This window comes from Brachybacterium sp. ACRRE, from assembly GCF_022346485.1.
GTDB classification, from domain to species: domain Bacteria; phylum Actinomycetota; class Actinomycetes; order Actinomycetales; family Dermabacteraceae; genus Brachybacterium; species Brachybacterium halotolerans.
On the sequence record NZ_JAKRMO010000025.1, the window covers coordinates 18,794 to 40,382 of the forward strand.

Annotated in this window: 18 protein-coding genes; 5 read left to right on the forward strand and 13 right to left on the reverse strand. The window is 73.5% G+C overall.

Going from position 1 to position 21,589, the window contains the following annotated elements; genetic code table 11:
• Positions 1 to 78: 78 nt before the first annotated feature.
• From ccsB to MHY49_RS09080, 6 genes are all read right to left on the reverse strand, one after another.
• Entirely contained in the window at positions 79 to 1,200 is a 1,122-nt protein-coding gene (gene ccsB / locus MHY49_RS09055; RefSeq protein ID WP_239203680.1) for a c-type cytochrome biogenesis protein CcsB, read from the reverse strand.
• Positions 1,197 to 3,086, reverse strand: a complete 1,890-nt coding sequence (locus MHY49_RS09060) for a cytochrome c biogenesis protein ResB (protein ID WP_239203681.1) — start codon at positions 3,084 to 3,086, stop codon at positions 1,197 to 1,199. Before MHY49_RS09060 ends, ccsB begins: the two co-directional genes overlap by 4 nt.
• On the reverse strand, positions 3,086 to 3,895 hold the full coding sequence (locus MHY49_RS09065; RefSeq protein WP_239203682.1) for a cytochrome c biogenesis CcdA family protein: 810 nt from the start codon (positions 3,893 to 3,895) through the stop codon (positions 3,086 to 3,088). The genes MHY49_RS09060 and MHY49_RS09065 overlap by 1 nt, the downstream gene beginning before the upstream one ends.
• A complete protein-coding gene (locus MHY49_RS09070) occupies positions 3,892 to 4,509 on the reverse strand; it encodes a TlpA disulfide reductase family protein (RefSeq protein ID WP_239203683.1) in 618 nt (205 codons plus the stop codon). Before MHY49_RS09070 ends, MHY49_RS09065 begins: the two co-directional genes overlap by 4 nt.
• Entirely contained in the window at positions 4,506 to 5,153 is a 648-nt protein-coding gene (locus MHY49_RS09075; protein WP_239203684.1) for a histidine phosphatase family protein, read from the reverse strand. The genes MHY49_RS09070 and MHY49_RS09075 overlap by 4 nt, the downstream gene beginning before the upstream one ends.
• Before the next feature lie 118 nt (positions 5,154 to 5,271).
• Positions 5,272 to 5,913 carry a MarR family winged helix-turn-helix transcriptional regulator gene (locus tag MHY49_RS09080; protein ID WP_200501911.1) on the reverse strand — a complete coding sequence of 214 codons (642 nt, stop codon included), beginning with the start codon at positions 5,911 to 5,913 and terminating at the stop codon, positions 5,272 to 5,274.
• Between the two features lie 106 nt (positions 5,914 to 6,019).
• Between MHY49_RS09080 and MHY49_RS09085 the strand changes: the two genes are divergently transcribed.
• Both MHY49_RS09085 and MHY49_RS09090 read left to right on the forward strand, forming a co-directional pair.
• Positions 6,020 to 6,562 (forward strand): YceI family protein, encoded by a 543-nt coding sequence (locus MHY49_RS09085; RefSeq protein WP_200501912.1) that lies wholly within the window; start codon positions 6,020 to 6,022, stop codon positions 6,560 to 6,562.
• A gap of 171 nt (positions 6,563 to 6,733) precedes the next feature.
• A complete protein-coding gene (locus tag MHY49_RS09090; RefSeq protein ID WP_239203685.1) occupies positions 6,734 to 7,048 on the forward strand; it encodes a glutaredoxin family protein in 315 nt (104 codons plus the stop codon).
• Between the two features lie 156 nt (positions 7,049 to 7,204).
• On the opposite strand, the gene MHY49_RS09095 is transcribed toward MHY49_RS09090, so the two are convergent.
• The 4 genes from MHY49_RS09095 to MHY49_RS09110 all read right to left on the reverse strand — a co-directional run bounded on the left by MHY49_RS09095 (position 7,205) and on the right by MHY49_RS09110 (position 12,350).
• Positions 7,205 to 7,303 carry a 30S ribosomal protein bS22 gene (locus MHY49_RS09095; RefSeq protein WP_109274628.1) on the reverse strand — a complete coding sequence of 33 codons (99 nt, stop codon included), beginning with the start codon at positions 7,301 to 7,303 and terminating at the stop codon, positions 7,205 to 7,207.
• Between the two features lie 161 nt (positions 7,304 to 7,464).
• A complete protein-coding gene (locus MHY49_RS09100) occupies positions 7,465 to 9,240 on the reverse strand; it encodes a GTPase (protein ID WP_239203686.1) in 1,776 nt (591 codons plus the stop codon).
• Positions 9,237 to 11,069, reverse strand: coding sequence for a dynamin family protein (locus tag MHY49_RS09105; RefSeq protein WP_239203687.1), 1,833 nt, complete (start codon positions 11,067 to 11,069; stop codon positions 9,237 to 9,239). Before MHY49_RS09105 ends, MHY49_RS09100 begins: the two co-directional genes overlap by 4 nt.
• Positions 11,070 to 11,105: 36 nt before the next feature.
• Entirely contained in the window at positions 11,106 to 12,350 is a 1,245-nt protein-coding gene (locus MHY49_RS09110) for an acetoin utilization protein AcuC (RefSeq protein ID WP_239203688.1), read from the reverse strand.
• Between the two features lie 181 nt (positions 12,351 to 12,531).
• On the opposite strand from MHY49_RS09110, the gene MHY49_RS09115 reads away from it, so the two are divergent.
• Positions 12,532 to 13,950, forward strand: a complete 1,419-nt coding sequence (locus MHY49_RS09115; RefSeq protein ID WP_239203689.1) for a TrkH family potassium uptake protein — start codon at positions 12,532 to 12,534, stop codon at positions 13,948 to 13,950.
• 164 nt (positions 13,951 to 14,114) lie between these two features.
• Complete coding sequence (locus MHY49_RS09120; protein WP_152351722.1) at positions 14,115 to 14,780, forward strand: TrkA family potassium uptake protein; 666 nt, start codon at positions 14,115 to 14,117, stop codon at positions 14,778 to 14,780.
• A gap of 81 nt (positions 14,781 to 14,861) precedes the next feature.
• On the opposite strand, the gene proC is transcribed toward MHY49_RS09120, so the two are convergent.
• Positions 14,862 to 15,734, reverse strand: coding sequence for a pyrroline-5-carboxylate reductase (gene proC / locus MHY49_RS09125; protein WP_239203690.1), 873 nt, complete (start codon positions 15,732 to 15,734; stop codon positions 14,862 to 14,864).
• A 101-nt stretch (positions 15,735 to 15,835) separates the two neighbouring features.
• Here proC and MHY49_RS09130 point away from each other — a divergent pair, with 101 nt between their 5' ends.
• On the forward strand, positions 15,836 to 16,360 hold the full coding sequence (locus MHY49_RS09130) for an NUDIX hydrolase (protein WP_239203691.1): 525 nt from the start codon (positions 15,836 to 15,838) through the stop codon (positions 16,358 to 16,360).
• A gap of 36 nt (positions 16,361 to 16,396) precedes the next feature.
• Here the strand turns inward: MHY49_RS09130 and MHY49_RS09135 are convergent, their stop codons facing one another.
• Complete coding sequence (locus MHY49_RS09135) at positions 16,397 to 16,657, reverse strand: hypothetical protein (RefSeq protein WP_239203692.1); 261 nt, start codon at positions 16,655 to 16,657, stop codon at positions 16,397 to 16,399.
• Positions 16,654 to 21,504 (reverse strand): hypothetical protein, encoded by a 4,851-nt coding sequence (locus MHY49_RS09140; RefSeq protein WP_239203693.1) that lies wholly within the window; start codon positions 21,502 to 21,504, stop codon positions 16,654 to 16,656. Before MHY49_RS09140 ends, MHY49_RS09135 begins: the two co-directional genes overlap by 4 nt.
• Positions 21,505 to 21,589: the final 85 nt, after the last annotated feature.

A 21,589-nucleotide genomic window follows, 5' to 3' on the forward strand; every position in this document is an offset into this window, starting at 1 on the left:
GTGCGCCGGCCTCCTCGTCTGCGCCGGGGCGGCGGGATCGCGGCGTCGGAATCGCGGCGTCGCGGTCCCGCCGGCGGCTCAGCCGAGTCCGGAGTAGGAGTGCAGGCCGTTGATCACGAGGTTCACGACCGTGTAGTTGATGATGACGCAGGCGAAGCCGGCGAGGGCGAACCAGGCCGCCTTGTTGCCGCGGAAGCCGCGGGTGGCGCGGGCGTGCAGGTAGCAGGCGTAGACCACCCAGATCACGAAGGTCCACACCTCCTTGGGGTCCCAGTTCCAGTAGCGGCCCCAGGCCTCGTTGGCCCAGACCGCACCGAAGATCAGGGTGAAGGTCCAGCACACGAAGGCGAGGGAGTGCAGGCGGAAGCAGAGCGCCTCGAGGGCCTCCGGGCCGGGGATGCGCTCGGTGAGCGCCGAGACCGGGCCCCAGAAGCGCCCCAGCGGGCGGTCGGCCGCCTCGCGGGCGGCGCGCACCTTCTGGGTGCGGGTCGAGAGCAGCTGGAGGGCGGCGACGATCGCGCCGAGGCCCGAGAGCGCGGTCGCGATGATGGCGACGCCGATGTGCACGATCAGCCAGTGGGAGTTCTGCAGGCTCGGGGTGAGGTCGGAGGCGGGCAGGATCCAGGCCGTCTGGGCGATCAGCATGAGCACGAGCACCGGGAGCATCACGAGGGTGCCGAGCAGACGCAGGTCCTTCCGGCGGATCGAGATGATCACGAACAGCGCGACGATCAGCGCGCTCGAGGTCATCGAGAACTCGTACATGTTGCCCCACGGCACGCGCCAGGTCGCCACGCCGCGCAGCACCATCGCGGTGATGTGCAGGACGGCGCCGATCGAGGCCATGACGTATCCGAAGCCGCGCGCGCCCAGCGCGTTGCCCGAGGTCGCGGCACCGGTGGAGCCCCGTGAGGCGGAGGCCTTCCCGGTCGTGGCCGTCCGGGTGGGAGTCGTCCCGGCGTCGGTCGACCCACCGGGTCCCCCGCCGGCTGCCGCGGCCGTCCCGGCGCTCGCGCCGACGGTCGCGAGCTCGGCGCGGGCGCCCTCGCTCTCGCGCTTCTGCTTCTCGAGCTTCTCGTCGCTGCGCCGCTGGGTGACGCCCGAGAGGTCCGCGCCGAAGCCGATGAGGGCCAGGACGTACAGGACGATCGTGACGATGATCAGGAGGTTCGAGAGCTCCGCGAGCTGCTGGTCGATCACTGGAGGGGTCCTTCGTGCGAGGGCTTGGACTGCGAGGAATCGGTCTCCGGGGTCTCGGGCGCGGGCCTCGGGGAATCAGAGGACGGGGGATCAGCGGACGTGTCATCGGATGGCGACGGATCCGCCGCCGAGGAGGCGGAGTCCGCGAGGCGCTCGGCGAGCGCGCGCACGTCCTCCACGAGTCGATCATCGTCGCTGCGGGCCAGTCCCGCCACCTCCAGGACCACCCCGTGGGCCGACGGCACCGCCCGCACCCACACGCGGCGGCGCGGCACGAACAGCGAGAGCACCAGGCCCAGCACCGCGCTCAGCGCCATGACCAGCGTGAACACCTGGAACGGGTCGCGCTTGATGTCGAAGGCGGCATAGCGCTTGACGCCGTCGAAGGAGATCGAGGAGCCGTCGGCGAGCGTCTGCGACTCCCCCGGGGTGAGGCTCACCAGGGACTGGTTGCCGTCCGAGTCGGCCACCGGCGTGAGACTGCTGACGTCGACCTGGTAGGCGTTCTTCGGGACACCGTCGTCCAGGCCCAGGTCGCCGTTGTAGACGGTGAGGGCGAGCTGCGGGTTCACCAGGCCCGGGAACTCGGAGTGCGGGCCCTTCTCGTCGATGACGCCCGTGGGCAGGAAGAAGCCGACGACGGCCATCTGCTTGGGCTGGGCGTCGGGCGCCTTGATGACCAGCTGCGAGGTGTACCCGGTGTCGCCCGAGGGGATGGTGATGATCGGCCCCTCGGCGACGACGTTCCCGTCGGGGTCCTTCACGGTGACCTCGGGCGCGTAGCCGTTGCCCAGGAGGTACATCGTGGTGCCCTGGACGTGCAGCGGCTGGTTCACGCGCAGCGTCTTGGAGTACTCGCCGCTCTTGTCCGGGTCGTCGACCGTGACGTCGGCCTCGAACTTCTTGGGCTGTCCGAAGCGGTGCTCATTGGAGCTGGTGTCGTACTCGGCGCGGAAGTCGTCGAGGGTGAAGCGGAACGACGGCAGCTTCGAGGAGTCGTACCAGGCGCCCTGCTCGAAGGAGTCGTACTCGGCCAGGGAGTTCGAGAACCCCTCCCCCTCGACCACGGTGATCTGGCCGCGGTACTGGAAGAGCCCGCCGGCGGCCACGCCGACGAGCACGCCCAGCAGGGCCACATGGAAGAGAAGGTTGCCGGTCTCGCGCAGGTATCCGCGCTCGGAGGTCACCGAGCGCGCCCCGCCCTTCTCCTTGAGCACGTCGGTGCGGTAGCGGGAGCGCTTGAGGGTCTTCGCCGCGCGGGTGGTGACGGCCTCGACGTCGGCCCCGGGGAGCTCGACGCGCGTGAACCCGGCGAAGCGGCGCAGGCGCGAGGGCGTGCGCGGGGGGCGCGAGCGGATCTGGCGCAGGTGCACGCCCAGGCGCGGGATCACGCAGCCCACGAGGGAGACGAACAGCAGCAGGTAGATCGCCGAGAACCACACCGAGGAGAACACGTCGAAGAAGCCCAGGGTGTCCAGGAACTTCGCCCACGAGCCGTGCTCGGAGATGTACTGCTCCGTCTTCGAGGCGTCCACGTTGCGCTGCGGGTACAGGGAACCCGGCACGGCGGCGATCGCGAGCAGCAGGAGCAGGAAGAGGGCGGTCTGCATGCTCGTGAGCTGGCGCCACAGGAACAGCAGCGTCCCGCGCACGCCGAGCTTGGGCAGCGAGGCCCCGGCCTTGCCCGATTTTCCGGCCTGGCGCAGATCGCGGGCCTCGGGCGCGACCCGGCGGTCACGGGTGCTCGCCGTGCCCATCTGGTCCTTCTGCTCGTCGCGTGCCCGACCGGCCCGCTCGGAGCGCGGGGGCTTCGCGTCCTCGCCCTTCGCCTCCCGGCTCTGCGCCCGGCGCTGCGCCTTGCGCGCCCTGCGGTCCTCCTGGGTCATCACACCACCGTCTCGTATCCGCCGATGAGGGTCTGCAGCTGCGCCATCCACTGCGTCCAGGTCCCCGTCAGCAGCAGCACGCCGATCGCGATCAGCAGGGCGCCGCTGACCACGGAGATGGTCCGACGGTGGCGGGCGAGGGCGCGGCTCGCGCCGAGCGCGCGCTGGAAGAGCAGCGCGAACAGCACGAAGGGAATGCCGAGACCCAGGGAATAGGCGAGAGCGAGCAGGGCCCCGCGCAGCGGGGACGCTCCGTCCAGGGAGAGGGCGACCACGGCCGCGTAGGTCGGGCCGATGCAGGGGGTCCACGAGAACCCGAAGACGATCCCCATGAGCGGGGCCCCGAGGAGACCCGCGTCGGGCCGACTGTGCAGGCGCTTCTCCCCCGACAGCGAGGGGAACAGGCCCAGGAACAGCAGACCCATGGCGATCACGAGGATGCCGGAGATCCGGTTGACCCACACGACGTGGGACTGCAGGACGTGCCCGAGCGCCCCGACGAACCCGCCGAGCACCACGAACACGGCGGCGAAGCCGAGCACGAACAGCACCGCTCCGAGCGCCATCCGGGAGGAGCCGCCGCGGGAGCGTGCCCTGCCGCGCCCGCCGCCGGACGCGCCGCGGCCGGTGCCGTCGGCCCCCTGGCCCGCGAGGCCCGAGACGTACCCGAGGTAGCCGGGGACCACGGGCAGCACGCACGGGGAGACGAAGGCGACGATCCCGGCGGCCGCGGCCACCGCGAGCGCCACCCAGAGGGAGCCCGAGAGGATCGTCGTGGAGAAGACCTGTCCGATGTCCATCGCGCTCATTCGTCCACGACGGTGTCGATCATCGACCGCAGGATCGAGGGATCCGCGGCGCCGGAGATGCGCGCCGCGACCCTGCCCTTCGCATCGAGCACGAGCGTCGAGGGGACGGCGTTGGGCGAGACCTGGCCGCGCAGCGCGTAGAGGATCTTGGAGTCCAGGTCCGGCAGCGACGGGTAGGGGATCTTGTACTTCTTCTGGAAGGCGACGGCCGGGCCCTTCTCGTCGCGCACGTTGATGCCGACGAACTCCACGCCCTTGGCGGCGTAGTCGCCGGCGATCTCGACGAGGTCCGGCGCCTCCTTGCGGCACGGGGCGCACGAGGCGTACCAGATGTTCAGGACGAGCACGGAGCCGAGGTCGTCGGCGCTCGCGAAGGCCTTGCCCTCGTAGGTGGTGCCGCTGAAGTCGACGGGATCGGTGCGATCCTCGGGGTCGATCTCGGTGGTCACGCCGTCGCCGGAGACGAAGCCGTTCTCGCCGTCGCCGCCGCTGTCGCCGTAGCGCGAGGAGGTGTCCGAGCCGCAGGCCGCGAGCAGGAGGGCGCCGGCGCCGAGCCCGGCCGCGCCGAACAGGGCGCGCCGGCCGACGGGGCGGGCGCTGGGGAGGTCGTTCATGCGAGCTTGCCCCCGGTCGCGTCGACCGAGCCCATGTAGAGCTCGGCGGCCGGCTCGGCGTAGTCGATGCCGGCGAGATGCGGGCCGACGAACCGCAGGCTCGTCACCGAGCACAGACGGCACTGCCGGCGCCGCGGGTCGTGGAAGAGCGGCTTGCCCTCTGCCGAGAGCCGGGTGACCCAGATCGGCAGCTGGTGCAGCACGAGGACGGCCTCGTGGCCCTCGACCTCGGCGCGGGCCGACTGCACAGCGCTGATCACGCGCGCGGCCTGGTCCCGATAGGGCTCGCCCCAGGACGGGCGGAAGGGGTTGGCGAACCAGCGCCAGTTGCGCGGATCGGAGAAGCGGGCCTCGCCGTGGCCCATGCGCTGGCCCTCGAAGTGGTTGCCGGACTCGATGAGCCGCACGTCCTGTGCGACGGGGAGGCCGTGCACGGCGGCGATCGGCGCGGCAGTCTGCTGGGCCCGCAGCAGCGGCGAGGCCCAGACGGCGCGCACGTCGCGCGGGGCGAGGTGATCAGCGGCGAGCTGCGCCATCTTCTGGCCGCGCTCGGACAGGCGGTACCCCGGCAGCCTCCCGTAGAGGATCTTCTCGGGGTTGTGCACCTCTCCGTGACGGACCAGGTGGATGACGGTCGTGCTCATGGGCGCGGGGACCTCCGCGGGAACCGAGGGTGTGGGCCGGATCGACACTCGGGGCGGCCGACGATGCGCAGAACGGGGCCGTGCCCGCGACGAGTGGCGAACCGCCTCAAGGTACCAATCAATCCTTGACGTCGGATGGGACGGTGCCCAGGGTCACGGGGGCGCCCTCGGGGATGGTGCGGGCCATGATCCGGCCCAGTTCCAGCAGGTCCTCGGTGCCCACGGCATCCAGCAGCCGCTCCCGCACGGAGGCCACGTGCACGGGCGCCGCCTGGCGCAGCAGCTCGGCGCCGGCCTCGGTGAGCACCGCCTCGCGACCCCGGCCGTCACCCGAGCAGCGGACGCGCTCGAGGATGCCGCGCTTCTCGAGGCGGGCGACGGTGTGGGTCAGGCGCGAGCGAGAGTGCACGACCTGATCGGCCAGCCCCGACATCCGGATCCGGCCCTCGGGCGCCTCGGAGAGCCGCACGAGGATCTCGTACTCGTCGAGGGAGAGATCGAAGCGCGGATCCTGCTCGAGCGCCGTCGAGATGTTCTCCATCAGCAGGTTCACGCCGTAGAGGAACGTGCGCCAGGCCTGCTGCTCGTCGTGGCTCAGCCACTCCACCTCGCCGCCCGCGCCCTCCGTGCCCTCGCGATCAGCGCTCGTGCCGTCGGCGACGGGTACGCCGCTCGCGGGCGACGCTCCGCCCGTACCGCGGCCGTTCACCGACTCGCCGTCCGCACCGCGCGGTTCCCGCGTATCCTCGGTGGTCGACATCACATGCTCCTTCCGGACCCCTGGGGCCTTGCGCCCGACGTCCATCATAGTTTACCTTTCAAGCACAGAGTTCGTGCAACATTCAAGGAAAGAAGGACGGCACACGATGACTGCTCTCCCCGATGGCATCTCCCAGGGCACCTGGACGCTGGACGCCTCCCACACCAACGCCGGCTTCACCATCCGCCACGCGGGCATCTCCAAGGTGCGCGGCCACTTCGCGGACGTCACGGGCTCCTTCGTCGCGGGCGCCGACCTCGAGTCCAGCCGCTTCGAGGCCTCCCTGAAGACCGCGTCGATCTCGACCGGCAACCCGGACCGCGACAACCACCTGCGCTCCGGTGACTTCTTCGACGCCGAGACGAACCCGGAGATCACCTTCTCCTCGACGTCCGTCTCCGACGACGAGATCGTGGGCGATCTGACCATCAGCGGCGTCACCAAGTCCATCACCCTCGACTACGACTACGAGGGCGCTGCGACCGACCCCTTCGGCCAGTACCGCGCGGGCTTCACCGCCTCCACCAAGATCTCCCGCAAGGACTTCGGGCTCACCTGGAACGCCGCCCTCGAGGCCGGCGGCGTGCTCGTGGCCGACGAGGTCAAGATCACCATCGAGGCCGAGTTCACCGCTCCCGCCGCTGCGTGATCCCGTGCGCGCGGAGCCATCCTGACCGGATGATCGCGTGATCGACCGATCGCGTGATCGGCTCGCCGGGCCTCCGCCCACAGCCGCTGAAGGGCCGTCCACCACCGGGTGGGCGGCCCTTCATGGTGCGCGGGGCCGACGCAGGGCGGGACGCTCTACGCTGGACGGGTGATGACCCTCCCCGCTGACCTTCCCCGCCCGCCGCGCACCACGGATCCGGATGCGCGCGTGCTGTACCTCACCCGCCCCGGCTGCCATCTGTGCGACGAGGCGCTGCCCGTCGTCCGCGCCGAGGCCGACCGCGCGGGGACGGTCGTGGAGGTGCGCGACATCGACGAGGACCCCGCTCTGCAGCGCGACTGGAACGAGCACGTGCCGGTGATCGTGGTCGACGGCGCCGTGCGGGCACGCTACCGCGTCGACGCGTCGTCCCTGCGCTCGGCCCTCAGCCGTCGGCCCTGGTGGAAGAGGATCCTGGGCCGCTGAGCCCGATGGGCCGAGAGGCCCCTCGAACCGGGCGGGCCGAGAGACCCCGCATCGCAACGCTCGAGGACCCCGCCGGAGATCCGGCGGGGTCCTCGTGCAGTGATCACCGCGCGGGCCGCAGGGCCCGCATGCGGTCGCGCCCTGGGGGCGCGCAGATCACTTCTTGTTGCGGCGCTGGTGGCGCGTGCGACGAAGCAGCTTGCGGTGCTTCTTCTTCGACATGCGCTTGCGACGCTTCTTGATCACGGAACCCATGGGGACCCCTGTTCTGCAGGCGGATGCCTGCGGTCTCGGACGGAGAGCGGACTGCACGCGGCCCGGCCCACAGGCGGTGCTCCCCGCTCCCGGGGGCGGGATGCGGCGCCCACGCATGAGCACCACGAGTCCAGGGCCCGTGCCACAGTCGACGCCCCACTCTACACGCGCCGAGGGGGTGAGTCCCCGCTCGCCTCTGCGAGATCCGTCGCAGATCTGCGGGCCGCGTCCAGTCTGTCCTGCACGGGGCCGACGACGAGATCGGCCGCGACCTCGTGCACGCGGGCGCGCAGCAGCCGTCGGGCACGAGCCGCGTGGAGGCGCGAGACGAGGGCGGCGAGCGCCCCGCCGAGCACGGCCAGCAGGATCCCCGCTCCCACGCCCAGCACGACGAGCGCCGTGGGCAGGGGGATCGGCACCCACAGCTCGCGGATCATCGGCATCGGCGGCGCCGGCACCTGGAAGAACGCGAGGACCGCGTTGAGCACGAGCCAGCCCAGACCCACCACCCAGGCCACCATCGCGAGCCACTGCAGCACGTCGAGGACGGACCACCACCAGCCACGGGTGCGGCGCGAGAGGTCCGCGCCGACGACGGCCTGGTCAAGAGCGTCCGGGAGCTCGTCCTCGCGCGAGCGGGCGGAGCGGCGCACCGCCGCGCGCCACGGGTCGGAACCCTCGCGGCTGACGGTGTCGGCGAATCCGCGCAGGCCCTCGGAGGCGCGGGCCGAGGTCGCCGCGTCGGGCACGGGCAGCGAGGACCGCGCCTCTGCGCCCCGTCCGCCGCGTGATGCGTCGGCCCCGAGGTGGAGGCGACCCAGCGGGTCCGGGCGCACGCGTCGGAGCCAGCGCACGACGGGCCAGCCGCTGCGCGCGTCGGCGCGATGCCGGTAGGCCTTCCCCACGGCCTCGGCCACAGGCTCGATGCGAGCGGCGGCCCCGAGGGCGTCCTCGAGCGAGCGCTCGGCGGCCGGCGGCACCCGGTCCGGCAGACCCGAGGGATCCGCGGCCTCGCGCAGCCCCGTGGCGGCTTCCCGCAGGTCGGCGCGCCGACGCATGGCGATCGCCTCACGGGCCTGGGCGACGGCCGCGAAGCGGGAGCGGATCTCCGCGAGGCCTGCGCCGGTCTGCGCAGAGACCGCGAGGACGGGCGCGTGCTCGAGGCCGTCCCGTCGCACGATCTGCTCGAGGGAGGCGCGCACGCTCTCGCGCTCGTCCTCGCGCACGGTGTCGATCTGGTTGAGCAGCACGAGCGTGACCGCGTCGTGGCCGGCGAAGGGCTCGACGAAGTCGCGGTGCAGCACCCGGTCGGCGTACTTCTGCGGGTCCGTGACCCACACGAGCACGTCGACCATGCCGGTCATGCGCTCGGCGATGTCGCGGTGGGCCTCCTGGACGGAGTCGAGGTCGGGCAGGTCCAGCAGCACCATGCCCGCGGCGGGTCCCGCTCCGGAGGCACTGCCGGCACGGCCGGCTCGGGCGGCGCGCCCGGCGCCGTCCGCGGCCGCCCGCGCGAGCGCTTCGTGCAGCGGACCGCCCTGCACCTCGTGGCGATCGGCGACCTCGAGCCAGTCCAGGAGGGCGTCCGCCCCGGCGGGGTCGAGCACCGCGGCGTGCGGGTCGCGCGTCGTCGGCCGACGCACCGCCGCCGGCGAGATCTCCTCCCCCACCAGGGTGTTCATGAGCGAGGACTTGCCGGATCCGGTCGCGCCGAAGAAGCCGATCACGGTGTGCTCGGCCGAGAGCGCGGTGCGCGCATCGAGCCGCTCGAGCATCTCCCCGGCCGCATCGAGGGCGTCCGCCGGGGCGATGCCCTCGAGGTCCTCGCGGGCCCGCACGAGGGCGTCCCGGCGCTCGGCCACGGTCGCGAGGGCCTCCGCGGAGCCGGCGCGGGCGCCGCGCGAGGTGCGGGAGGTGCGAGAGGTGCGCGGACTCATGCGATGTCCTCCCCGGTCGTGGATTCCTGCGCCGCCCGGCCGCCCGTCGACTGCTCGGCCTGCGTCCGGATGTCGGCGGCGAGCGCTGCCGCCCCGCGCGCGTCGGCCCGCAGGGCTGCGGGCTCCGTGCCCTCGGGCACGGCGTCCAGGCGCACACGGAAGGGCTCGGCGCGCTCGGCGACGAGTCCCTCGAGCCGCGCGACCAGGCTCTCGCGGGCCACGCGGGCCAGTCTCCGCACGGCGTCCTCGCCGAAGATCGTCTCGAGCAGCTTCTGGCCGACGATCGCGGTCGCGGCGCCCGTGCCGACCTCCAGGCCGGTGGGGATGAAGGCTGTGGAGGCGAAGACGACGACCATGAGCGCGACGCCCACGGCGTTCACGCCGAGGGACAGGATGCGGGCCTTCGTGCGACGGTCGGCGCCCTCGCTGCGCACGAGCTCGAGCACGTCCCCCTGCCAGTCGCGCACGGCCCGGGCGACCTGCTGCTCGTAGCCGGGCTCCATGCGGGAGAGGTCGGCGCCCTCCACGAGGGGGCGTCCGGCGGTGTGCGAGCGCCATGCCTGCTCGACGTGCTCGGCGCCGCGCGCGGTCTCGTCGACCACCACGTGCACGAGCCCCGTCTCGAGGGCGTCCTGGGCCGCGACGGCGGGCCTGCCCTCGCCGCGCAGCGCCCGTCCGAGGCGGTCGCGCACCCGCCCGACGAGGCTCTCGAGCGAACGGACGATCTCGCCGGTCCCCACGACCTCCTGCCAGCGCGCGAGGACCTCGCCGCGCAGCAGGGACCCGTCGCCCACGGCCGCCTCGATGCGCTCGACGACGTCGGCGAAGGCGTCGTCGACCGCCGCCGCCAGCTCCTCGCGGATCGCGCCCTGCTCCTCGACGCCGGCGGCGACGTCCTGGAGGGTCCCGTTCAGGGAGTCGAGGGCGCCGGCGAGGGTGCGCCGGGCGATCGCGCCGCGTGCACCCTGGTCCGCGGCGAGCGCGTGCAGCCAGGCGTCGATCTCGCCGACGCGGGCGTGGTCGAGCATCCCCTCGGCCGAGAGCGACGACTCCGACACGAGGAAGAGCCGGGCGGGCTCGAGCCCGCGGTCCTCCAGCATCGCGCGCAGGTCGGTCTCGAGCTCCTCGGCGATGCCGGGCCGCTCGGGGATGCGGTTCATGACCACGGCGACCGTGGCGTCGGCCTCGACCGCCGTGCGCAGCACCTCCCACGGGACCGCGTCGGCGTAGCGGTTGGCGGTGGTGACGAACAGCCAGAGATCGGCGGCGCGCAGCAGCTGCCGGGCGAGCTCGCGGTTGCCCGCGGCGATCGAGTCGATGTCCGGCGCATCCAGCAGGGCGAGGCCGCGCGGGACCTCGGCGAGGGGGCGCAGCTCGAGCTCGCGCGAGGGCTCGTCCTCGGATCCGGCCGACGGGGCGCCGGCGCCCGCTCCCCCGCGGACGCGGGCGAGGCCGGGCAGGATCCGCGTGCCCTCGAACCAGGGGGCGTCCTCCGGATGGTGCAGCAGCACGGGCCGCCGGGTCGTGGGGCGGATGGCGCCGGCGCGGGTGACGGGCCGACCGACCAGGGCGTTCAGCAGCGTCGACTTGCCGGCGCCCGTCGAGCCGCCGACGACCACGAGCAGTGGGGCGTCGACGGACTGCAGGCGCGGGACGAGGTGGTCGGCGAGCTGGCGGGAGGCTGCGGTCACCGCGCTGCGGGTCTGCGCGGCGCCGGGCGCCTCGAAGCCGAGGCGGACCCCGTCGAGATCGGCGGCGAGGTCGTCGAGCACCCGCGTGGCGTCCGGCCGTGGCTCTACCGGGTCGTCCGCCGGGGGTCGAGTGGTCATGCGGCCATTCTGGCAGTCGCCGCGCCGCGGGGTCCCTCAGTCGAGGAACGGGTCCAGGCCCCACTCGGGGAAGGCGGAGCGGCGGGCGGCCTGGACGGCGCGGTCGAGGTCGTCGGCCGGATCGAAGCCCAGCGACCAGTCGCGCACGTCCAGGGGGCGCTGCTCCCCGTATCCCATCTCGGGCGGGGCGTCGGGGTCGAGCAGACCGTGGGCGCGCAGCACCTCGGGGGCGGCGCGGCGGTACGCCTCGGGGACGTCGCCCTCCTCCGGGAGCGGCTCCCCGGTGACCACGGCCACCAGGTGCGCCCAGGAGCGCGGGACCACGTCGGTGACCGCGTACCCGCCGCCGCCGAGGGCGAGCCAGCGCCCGCCCGCGGACTCCTCCGCCACCTCACGCATGAGCATCATCGCCGCCCGCTGGGCCTCGAGGGTCGCGCGGACGTCAGCGAGCGGATCCTTGCGGTGGCTGTCGGCGCCGTGCTGGGTGACCAGGAGCGTCGGGCGGACGGCGCGGGCGAGGGCGGGCACGGTCGCGCCGATCGCGCGCACCCAGCCGTCCGCGTCGGTGCGCGGCGGAAGCGGGACGTTGATCGCGCTGCCCAGGGCGCCCGCGCCGCCGGTGTCCTGGACGAAGCCGGTGCCCGGGTAGAGGTGCTCGCCGCTCTCGTGGATCGAGAGGGTGACGGCGCGCGGCTCGTCCCAGAGCGCGCGCTCGACGCCGTCGCCGTGGTGGACGTCGAGGTCGACGTAGAGGATGCGCTCCTCCCCCGCGTCCAGGGCGTGGGCGATCGCGATCGCCGCGTCGTTGTACACGCAGAACCCGGCGGCCTGCGAGGCGCGCGCATGGTGCATGCCGCCGGCGAAGTTCACGGCACGGTCCACCTCGCCGGCGCGGATCGCGTCGACCGCGGCGATCGATCCGCCGACGATGCGGGCGCTCGCGGTATGCATGCCCTCGAAGGCGGGGACGTCGTCACCCCCGATGCCGAAGGCGATGAGCGCGTCGTCGCCGCCGTCCTTCCCCGCTCCGGGCTCCGAGGCGCGGCGCACGGCCGCCAGGAACTCCGAGGTGTGCACGCGCAGCAGCTCCGCGTCGTCCGCGACGGGCGCGGGCAGGATCTGCACCCCGGGGCGCGCGAGCAGTCCGCTGGACTCGGCGAGCAGCCTGGTCAGCTCGAGGCGGACGGGCGACATCGGGTGATAGGGGCCGAAGTCGTAGGCGAGGAGGGAGTCGTCCCAGACGACACCGGCGGCGGAGGAGCCATAGGGGGCGGAGACCATGCGTGCGAGCGTACCCAGTGCAGGGCCGGACGAGCGCATCGCCGACGTAGACTGCGCGACGGATCAGCGCCTGCGCGACGGGCGGTCCCGCGGGTCCGCGGGCCCCGGCGGCGCTGGTCGGACAGCGCGCACGCGACGGGCACGAGACGCAGGACCGAGACGCAGGACGAGGAGCAGCCGGATGAGCGAGGGCCGGGACGAGGACGGGCGCACAGACCTGTCCGCGGTCTCCCTCTGGCAGCGCATCCGCGAGTTCTCGAGCACCGCGCTCGCGACGGCCGCGAGGACCTCCCCCGCCCGCCTCGCACTGACCGTGTTCACCGCGATGATCGGCCTGGTCACGCTGCTGCTGATGTCCCCGCTCGCCGCGTCCGACGGCCAGGCCACCGACTTCCGCGACGCCGTGTTCACGGCCGTCTCCGCCATCTGCGTGACCGGGCTGACCACGGTCGACACGGCCACGCACTGGTCGACCTTCGGCCTCGTGGTCCTCATGGTCGCGATGAAGATCGGCGGGCTGGGCGTGCTCACCCTCGCCTCGCTGCTGGGACTGTCGGTGATGCGCTCGATGGGGCTCGCCCAGAGGATCATCACGGCGCGCGAGACCCGCGCCGAGCAGCTCGCCGAGGTGGGCAGCGTGCTGCGCACGATCGTCATCACCTCGACGGCCTTCGAGGTCCTCACCTTCCTCGCGCTCGTGCCGTACATGATCGCGACCGAGCACGGCACCGGCACCTCCGTCTTCTACGGCGCCTTCTACGCGATCAGCGCGTTCAACAACGCGGGCTTCGTGCCAGATCCCGGCGGCATCTCCCAGTACCTGGGCGACCCGTTCTTCTCGATCCCGATCTCGACGGCCGTGTTCATGGGCTCGCTCGGATTCCCCGTGGTGCTCGTGCTGGTCAAGAGGTGGCGCACCCCTCATCACTGGACGCTGCATGCGAAGCTCACCCTCGCGACCTCGGGGATCCTGCTGGTCGCCGGCATGCTCGGCTACCTCGCGATGGAGTGGTCGAACCCGCACACGCTGGGCCGCGAGGACTTCGGCGCGAAGGTGCTGGCCTCCCTGTTCGCCTCGGTGATGCCGCGCTCGGGCGGCTTCTCCACGCTCGACATCGCCTCTCTCGAACCCGAGACGCGCCTGTTCACGGACCTGCTCATGTTCATCGGCGGCGGCTCCGGGTCGACGGGCGGCGGCATCAAGGTGACGACGTTCGCGCTGCTCGCGCTCTCGATCGTCGCCGAGGCGCGGGGCGACCGCGACGTCGAGGTGTTCGGGCGTCGGATCCCGCAGGAGACCATCCGCCAGGCGATCGGCGTGCTCGTCATGAGCGCCTCGGTCGTGTTCATCGCGACGTTCCTGACCCTGCAGCTCACGCCGTTCAGCCTGGACCAGGTGCTCTTCGAGGTGCTCTCCGCCTTCGGCACCGTGGGGCTGTCCACGGGCATCACCCCGCATCTCGGCGACGCCGCGAGCTACGTCCTCATCGTGTGCATGTACCTGGGCAGGATCGGGCCGATGACGCTCGGCGCCGCTCTTGCGCTGCGGTCGCGCTCGCGCGTGGTGCGCCTGCCCAGCGAGCGCCCCATCGTCGGCTGATGCCGGTGCGCAGCGTCCAGGTCCCCCGTCTCGCCGCCCCGTACCGCAACGCGTTGAGTGCTGCGAAGCGGTCGTTCTGAACGTCCATAACGACCACTGCGCAGCGCTCTAGACTGTTCGCGGCGCTCCGGCGCCGTCCCGCCGTCCGCATGTGAGGAGACATCGTGGCCCGTCCCCGTGGCAGCAGCGGAGCCCTGGTCGTGGGCCTGGGCCGCTTCGGAGCCTCCCTGGCCCTGACCCTCGAGGAGCTCGGCACGAACGTGCTCGCGATGGACACGCGCGAGGATCTCGTGCAGGAGTACTCGGGGCGTCTCACCCATGTGGTCGAGGCCGACGGCACGCAGATGGAGGCCCTCGCCCAGGTGGGCGCGGCCGACTTCTCCGTCGCGGTGGTGGGCGTGGGCACGTCCCTCGAGGCGAGCGTGCTGATCACCGCGAACCTCGTGGACCTGGGCAAGCCCGTGATCTGGGCGAAGGCCATCAGCGTGCCGCACGGCAAGATCCTCGAGCGCATCGGCGCCCATCACGTGGTCTTCCCGGAGAAGGACGCCGGTCAGCGCGTCGCGCACCTGGTCAACGGGCGCCTCATCGACTTCATCGAGTTCGACGACGGCTTCGCGATCGTGAAGATGCGCCCGCCGCAGGAGATCATGGGCTTCACCCTGCAGGAGTCCGATATCCGCGCGAAGTACGGCGTGACCGTGGTCGGCGTGAAGTCGCCCGGCCGCGACTTCACCTACGCCGGCCCGGACACCAAGGTTTCCCAGCACGATCTGCTGATCGTCTCCGGGCACACCGAGCTCATCGAGCGCTTCTCCAACCGCCCCTGAGGCAGATCGGCCAGCGGGAGGGCCGACCGATCCGAGACGGATCAGCCGGCCGACTCGGAGCAGGCCGGCCGCCCGGCCGGATCACTCCCCCGACATGGCCCGGGACTTGCGCGCCGCGGCGTCCATGGCCCCGGCGAGCGCCGGGCGGATGCCGCCGCGCTCGAGCGCCGCGATGCCCTCGGCGGTGGTGCCGCCGGGGCTCATCACTGCGCTGCGCGCGACGGCCGGGTGCTGGCCGGTCTCCTGCAGAAGGGTCGCGGCGCCGCGCACGGTCTGGAGGATCACGCGCGTGGCCTCCGGGCGCGGGATGCCCTGGCGCACGGCCTCGTCAATCATCGCGTCGACGACGGTGAACACGAACGCGCTCGCGCTGCCCGCGGCGCCGATCATCGCGTGGCCCTTCTCCTCGGGCAGGTCCACGACGATCCCGGCGGCCGAGAGCAGCGCGCGGGCCAGCTCGACCGAGGACTCGGTCGCGTCGTCGGACGCCATGAGGTGGGTGACGCCCTCCCCCACGGACATCGGGGTGTTGGGCATCGCGCGCACGATCTGCGTGTGCCCGCCGAGCGCCTCGGTGAGCGCCGCGAGGCTGGTGCCGGCCGCGAGGCAGATGACCAGGGTGTCCTCGGCGAGCGCGGAGCGCACCTCGGGCATCACCGCGTCGAGCTGGTAGGGCTTCACACCGAGCACGACGACGTCCGACCCGCTCAGGTCCGGCACCGATCCGGCGGTGGCGCCGAGCTCGTCGGCCGCGCGCCGGGAGGAGGCGTCCGAGGAGTTCACGACGCGCAGGTTCTCCGGCGCGACGCCCGCGGCGAGCATCGCCCGCACGAACGCTCCGCCCATGTTGCCGGCGCCCAGCACGCTCACCGTCACGGCGGAGAGATCGGGCGTCCCGTCGGATGCGGCGTGCGAGGTGGCAGGGGTGGTCTGGGGGCTCGTCTGATCCGTCATGCCTCCCACTCTAGGGGCCGGATCCGACATGCCCGATCGGCGACCATCTCCCGCCCCGCCCGTCCTGCCCGTCCTCGATCAGCGCCCGTACACTGCCCAGCATGCCCCTGCTCGTGCGACAGCTCTCCGCCGTGCTCGATGCCCTCCCGGGGCCCGTGCGCCGCAAGATCGTCTGGTGCGCCGTGCGCCTCAGCCAGCCGCGCTTCCTGGTCAGCGTGTGCGCGGTGCTGCGGACGGCCGACGGACGGGTGCTGCTGTTCGAGCACCGCTTCTGGGAGGACGGCCGCTGGGGCGTGCCCTCGGGGCACATGCTCCCCGGCGAGACGCCGCAGGCCGCCGCGGCACGGGAGCTGCGCGAGGAGTCGGGGCTGCGGTCCACGGACCTGCGCGTGATCGACGTGGTCGGCGGGCAGCGCCATCGCGTGGAGATCTGGCTGCGCGGGTCGATCGACATCGACGAGGCCCCGGGTCAGGACGTCCTGCAGGCGCGGGAGATCTGCCGCGCCGCCCTGCTCCCTCCCGAGCAGGCCGTGCGCGTGGCCCGGCCCGGTCAGGCGCGCGTGCTGCGCGCGATCCTCGCGCGCGAGGAGGACGGCGGCAGTCCTCGCCCGGGCACCCCGGGCTGAGACGCCGCCGAGGAGTCACGGCTCGGGAGCCCCGGTTCAGGCCCCGGTGCCCCAGTGCGGCGGCACGTCGCGGAGGATCTCGGCATCGTGGCCGGAGCGCTCCCCCGCCTCGGGCGCGTCCTCTGAGGCGCGATCCGGGATCAGCGGTCGCTCGTCACCACGACGCGGGGCACGGGCGCCGTCGCTGCGGGCGTCGCCCGACCGTTCGTCGTCGTCCCACGGGATGGGCTTCCCGGTGAGGGAGGAGATCACGACGCGGCCCGACCTGCGGTCCGCGCCGTGCGCACCCTGGGTCACTGCCGCTCCTGGAAGCGGCGGATCGCGCTGCTGACGGAGACGTCCAGGAGCACGGAGCGCTGGGTGAAGCCGAGGAAGCTGCGGACCTCGGCGGCCAGGTGGTCCTCGAGGCGGGCGCGGCCGTCGGAGGCGATGTACTCGACGACCGAGTCGAAGTCCTCGCTCGCGTAGAACTCGAGCGGATGGCCTGCGGGGATCTGCGGCCGGGGCAGACGGTGGCGGGCGCCGCCGGCTCCCTCGAGCGCGGCCTGCTCGGCCTCCTCGCGGTAGAGCATGAGCGCGCGCTCGACGCCGCGTCGGATGCGCTCCGCCTCGCCGTCGGGGTCGATGAACAGCGCCCACGACCACACGCGCTCGGTCGCCCAGCCCGAGGCCTCGAGGCGCTCGGCCCTCAGCCGGTCGCGCTCGCGCTGGCTCGCGGTCGCGACGTACCTCTCGCCGTCGGTGTCGACCGCGAGCAGGTAGCGGCCGGGAAGATCCGGATGCCCGAGCGCGAGGTCGATCCGGTCCGAGGTCACCCCGAAGTCGGTGTCGACCACGAGACCGAGCCGCCAGAGACGATCCGCCAGGTCGTTGACCAGGGCGTTGGTCTCGAGGACGTGGGCGACGGGCTCGTCCTGCGACGGCTCGTCCTGCCAGGACCCGTCCTGCGCAGCGTCTTCCTTCGTGGAGTCGTCCTGCGCGGAGTCATCCTGCGCGGCGTCGTGCGGCGCACCGGCGTCCGACGCCGCAGCGTGCTGGGAAGCGGCGTCCTGAGAAGCGGCGTCCCGGACGTCCGCGACCTTCCCGTCGGCCTTCTCGTCGGTGACGCCGGACTCGTCGCCGGAAGCGGCCGCAGCGGTGCTGTCCGCGTCTGCGGATGCCTCCGCCGCCTGCACCTCCGAGCTCTGCGCGGGCTCCTCGTCAGATGCACCGTCGGTCTCCGACGGCGTCGCTGCTGCGGCATCGGCATCGGCATCGTCGACGTCGGCGTCGGTCGCACCGTCGTCCGGGGCGACCGACTCGTCCTGGGCGTCGGCGGCGGCGAGCGCCGCCTCGATCTGGGCGTCGACGGAGCTCTCGGTCTCCTCCGCGGGCGACGCGGGCGAGCTCGCCGACGCGGCCGACGACGCGGAGGCCGGCGAGGTCGAGGCGGGGGCCGGGGCCTCAGCCGCAGGTGTCCCGGCGGCATCCGGCGCCTCGAGGTCGGCGTCGGCGCCGCCGTGGAGCACAGTGAGCATGGCGCGCAGGTCACGCGCGCCCTCGGACTTCAGACGCGAGGGGTCGAGGTCCTCGACGTCGAAGGCGGAGACCACCGTGGTGCGTCCGCGGGAGCGGGTGAGCACGGTGGCGAGCGCCTTGCGCCCGTCGGGCGCGGAGAGCGGACCGAAGCGGTGCAGCAGCCGCCCGTGCGGGGTCTTGCCGAAGCCGAGCGAGACGATCACCTCGTCGCGCACCACGCCGGAGGCGCGGGAGGCGGGAAGCACCGTGAAGTACTCGCGGCTGGCAGCGTCGAAGAACTCGCGCAGGCCGGGCACCACGGAGACGGTGTGCATGATGCGCTCCATGACCTTGCGGGCGTGCTCCGCGGTCAGGGTGAAGACCGCGAGCGAGAGCTCGGGGCGGTGGCGGGCGTGCTCGATGACGAGGTCGGTCACGCGGCGCAGCTCGGCCTCGGTGCTCTCGACGAGCTCGGTGCCGGTGGGCACGGCGCCGCGGCCGTTCTCGACGACGACGAGGCGGTCGGGGTCGGGGGCCGACGGGCTGGGCGTGGAGACGACCTCGCCCACGAGCGACCGGCGCTGGGCGAAGGCGCGCAGCACGGAGCCGGCGGGACGCGGATCGCGGTGGAGGGCGATGTGCGGGGCGACCTGCAGCATGTCGTCGAGCAGGACGGGCCCCTCGACCTCGGCGTGGTCGAGCACGTCGCCGAGCACGACGACCTGGTCGGCCCGGGCGATCGCGGGCAGCGCGGCCGCGGTCGGGAGGCGCCCGCCGTCGGCGACGATGACCATGTCGACGTGGCGCCCGCGCGGGACCACCTGCGGCACCAGGTACGGGGAGGCGAGCCAGGTGGGGCGCGCGGCGAACAGGATGTCCTCGTACTTCGCGGCGAGGTCGCGCACGGAGACGGTCGAGGAGCGGGCAAGCTCGGCGATCGCCGCGCGCGAGGTGTCGGGGAAGGACATCATCGTGGAGACGAGGCGGTCGTCGGAGGCGCCGCGCACCCGGTAGGAGGCGCGCTCCATGTGCTGGGCGTCCAGGCGCCGGAAGCGCTCGGCGACCTGCGACAGCCCCGTCCCGTCGTACTGGGAGATGGTGGGCTCGGCGCGGGCGATGAGCTCGAGGACGCTCTGCCACCAGGCGAGGTCGAGCTCGGCGGCGACGTGCTTCTCGCGGACGCCGCGCGCACGCAGGTCCTCGACGAGGTCGCCCAGGCCGTCGGCCGCGAGCGAGCGCAGCAGGGTGGTGCGGCGCGGCAGCTCGGCCAGGTCGTCGCGGTCCGCGAACAGGGCGTCGGCCCGCTCGGCGAGATCGTCGACGTCGGTGCGGGCGAGCGCCCCGCCGGCGGGCGTGCCCTCCAGCAGCACGGCGAGCTCGTCGCACAGGGCCTGCATGGACTCCGCGCTCTGCGCGCAGTTCTCGAGCTTCTCGGGGACCGACGGGGCGGCGCCGCTGCCGCCGTCGGCCGCCCTCCACTCCTCGCGCACGGCGCGCACGGTCCGCAGCGCCTCGTGGAGGTCGGGGGCGAGCGAGGCCGGGCGCTGGAGCGCGGCGGCCTCCTTGCGCAGTCGCCGACGGGTCGTGAAGGACATGACCACGCCGTGCTCGCGCCGCCAGTCCTTGGTGGCGGTCGCGGCGATGAGGTCGTCCAGCGGGGCCGCGAACACCGCCCCCTGGAACACGGAGAGCGCCCCGCGGACCTTCGAGAGCAGCTGCAGCCGGGCGATCAGCGCCTCGAGGGTGCGTGCGGGGGCGAGACCGATCTCGCCGCCGGTGCGCTCGATCGCGCGCCGCAGCTGCGGGAGCTGCTTCTCGCGCAGGCGCTCGACGAGGGCGAGGGCGCGCTCCGCCTGCGTGTCGGTGGTGATGGGGGCGCCGTACCAGGCGGTGTCCTCGGGGCCGATGGACAGCACGCCCAGGCGGGCGGCCTCGCGCAGCGACTCCGCCCCGCGCTCCCGGTCCTCGCCGACCATGGTCGCGGCGACGTCGGCGCCCAGTCGCACCTCCGTGCGGGGCGCGGGACGCATGCGAGTGAGCGCGGCGAGCGCCGAGAGGGCGTCGTGCGCGGAGGCGTTCCAGGGCTGCTGGACGCGGTGCATGGCCTCGACGTGCCCGGTGAGGATGCTGCGGGCCTCGGCGAGCTCCTCGGGCTCGGCGGTGGAGACCGGGGAGGAGAAGGAGCCGGCGCGCCGCAGGCTCTGCAGCAGCGCGGCCGAGGCGTTGCGCTGGAGGGACGGGTCCGGCGAGAGGTCGAACACGAGGTCCTCGAGGCCGCGTTCGCGGGCGAGGGCGGCGATGTGCGCGAGGTTCGCCCGGCGCTGGGAGACCACGAGCACGCTGCGGCCGCGCGCATTCGCCTCCGCGGCGAGGTCGACGACGAGGTCGATGGGGTCGGTGCCGGGAGGGGTGCTCACCGCGAGGTGGCCGCCGGCCAGAACCTGCGCGAGGACGCGCATGCGGTCCGGGGGCAGGGAGGTGACCATCTCGGACTCGGCGGGGGCGGAGGGCTCGTGGGCGCTCTCCCCCGCGGTGCCGCGCGTCCCGCCGGGGGCCGGACGATCGGCGGACGGCGACCCCGGGGACGCGGGCCCGTCGGCCGACGGGGCGAGGGCGGTGCGGGCCTCGGGGTCGCCGGCGAGGGCGGCGACGAGGTCGCTGTCGGCCCAGTCGGCGGCATCGGTGCGCAGATCGTCGACGAGCTGGCCGGCGGCGTCCATGAGGTTGCCGACCACGAGCGCCTGGGCGACGCGGAAGCCGGGCAGCGGCTGGCCGAGCGACTTGAAGGCATCGATCACCGGCGTCGGATCGAAGCCGTAGGGGCCCTCCGTGGTCGCGAGCAGGGCGCGCGCGTCCACGGCGATGCCTGCCTCGCGCAGGGCGCGCAGCAGGATGGGATTCACGTCCACGGTCGCGTCGAGATCCAGATCGACGTCCTCGCGCGCGCTCCCGCGCAGGCGCAGGGTGATGGGCCGCACCAGCACCGGGGCGTGGTAGGGCTCTCCGCCCTCCTCGGGGATCCAGGTCGCCTCGCCGATGCCGAGGTGGCAGGTGGACAGCCCGACCTCCTCGGCCTGGCGCTCGGCGATCTCGCGGATCGCCCGCGCCTCGGCACGGGCGTCGGCGAGCGCACCGACCTCGCGGACCAGGGACGACAGGCGTGTGGGGCCGCGGCCGGCGAGGAGCTGGGCGAGTCCCGAGGGGTGGGAGTGGGTCAGGTCCAGCACGTGCTCGCCCGCGCGCATGCGGGTGAGGAAGGAGGGCTCGGCGCGGGTGCCGGCGATCTGCAGGATCCAGCGGTCCAGGGCGCTGCCGACGCGGTCGGCTCGGCTCAGCGGGCGGTCGTCCACGCGGCGGCGCGGCAGGGCGTCCTCGTCCTGGAGGGGCGCGATGTCGGCGCCCGCGGGGTCGAGGCGATGGTCGACGGAGAAGGCGAAGCCCTCGCCGCCGTCGGAGGCGTTCGCGCTCGCGGCGCTGGCGGCGCTCGCACCGCTCGCCGCGGAGCGGCCGCGCCTGTTCGCGGCTCCGGTGCGGGCGGTCGAGGCGGCGGGACCGGTGTCCTCGCCGGACGAGGTCGCCTCGTCCGGGGCGCCCGGTGCGCTCCCCTGCTCCTCGGTGCGCTTCTTCCCACGCAGCAGTCTCCACATGGAACCCCACGCTACCGGCCGGACACGACGGTGACGCGGAGGCGTGCCGTGTGCGGCGACGCAGGTCGGGCCGGGCGCATCACAC

Bases quoted from the DNA above. Each gene is read 5' to 3' on its own strand.
- MHY49_RS09060 (WP_239203681.1), bottom strand. From the start codon at position 3,086: ATGACCCAGGAGGACCGCAGGGCGCGCAAGGCGCAGCGCCGGGCGCAG.
- MHY49_RS09065 (WP_239203682.1), bottom strand. From the start codon at position 3,895: ATGAGCGCGATGGACATCGGACAGGTCTTCTCCACGACGATCCTCTCG.
- MHY49_RS09070 (WP_239203683.1), bottom strand. From the start codon at position 4,509: ATGAACGACCTCCCCAGCGCCCGCCCCGTCGGCCGGCGCGCCCTGTTC.
- MHY49_RS09075 (WP_239203684.1), bottom strand. From the start codon at position 5,153: ATGAGCACGACCGTCATCCACCTGGTCCGTCACGGAGAGGTGCACAAC.
- MHY49_RS09080 (WP_200501911.1), bottom strand. From the start codon at position 5,913: ATGTCGACCACCGAGGATACGCGGGAACCGCGCGGTGCGGACGGCGAG.
- MHY49_RS09085 (WP_200501912.1), top strand. From the start codon at position 6,020: ATGACTGCTCTCCCCGATGGCATCTCCCAGGGCACCTGGACGCTGGAC.
- MHY49_RS09090 (WP_239203685.1), top strand. From the start codon at position 6,734: ATGACCCTCCCCGCTGACCTTCCCCGCCCGCCGCGCACCACGGATCCG.
- MHY49_RS09095 (WP_109274628.1), bottom strand. From the start codon at position 7,303: ATGGGTTCCGTGATCAAGAAGCGTCGCAAGCGCATGTCGAAGAAGAAG.
- MHY49_RS09100 (WP_239203686.1), bottom strand. From the start codon at position 9,240: ATGAGTCCGCGCACCTCTCGCACCTCCCGCACCTCGCGCGGCGCCCGC.
- MHY49_RS09105 (WP_239203687.1), bottom strand. From the start codon at position 11,069: ATGACCACTCGACCCCCGGCGGACGACCCGGTAGAGCCACGGCCGGAC.
- MHY49_RS09110 (WP_239203688.1), bottom strand. From the start codon at position 12,350: ATGGTCTCCGCCCCCTATGGCTCCTCCGCCGCCGGTGTCGTCTGGGAC.
- MHY49_RS09115 (WP_239203689.1), top strand. From the start codon at position 12,532: ATGAGCGAGGGCCGGGACGAGGACGGGCGCACAGACCTGTCCGCGGTC.
- proC (WP_239203690.1), bottom strand. From the start codon at position 15,734: ATGACGGATCAGACGAGCCCCCAGACCACCCCTGCCACCTCGCACGCC.
- MHY49_RS09130 (WP_239203691.1), top strand. From the start codon at position 15,836: ATGCCCCTGCTCGTGCGACAGCTCTCCGCCGTGCTCGATGCCCTCCCG.
- MHY49_RS09140 (WP_239203693.1), bottom strand. From the start codon at position 21,504: ATGTGGAGACTGCTGCGTGGGAAGAAGCGCACCGAGGAGCAGGGGAGC.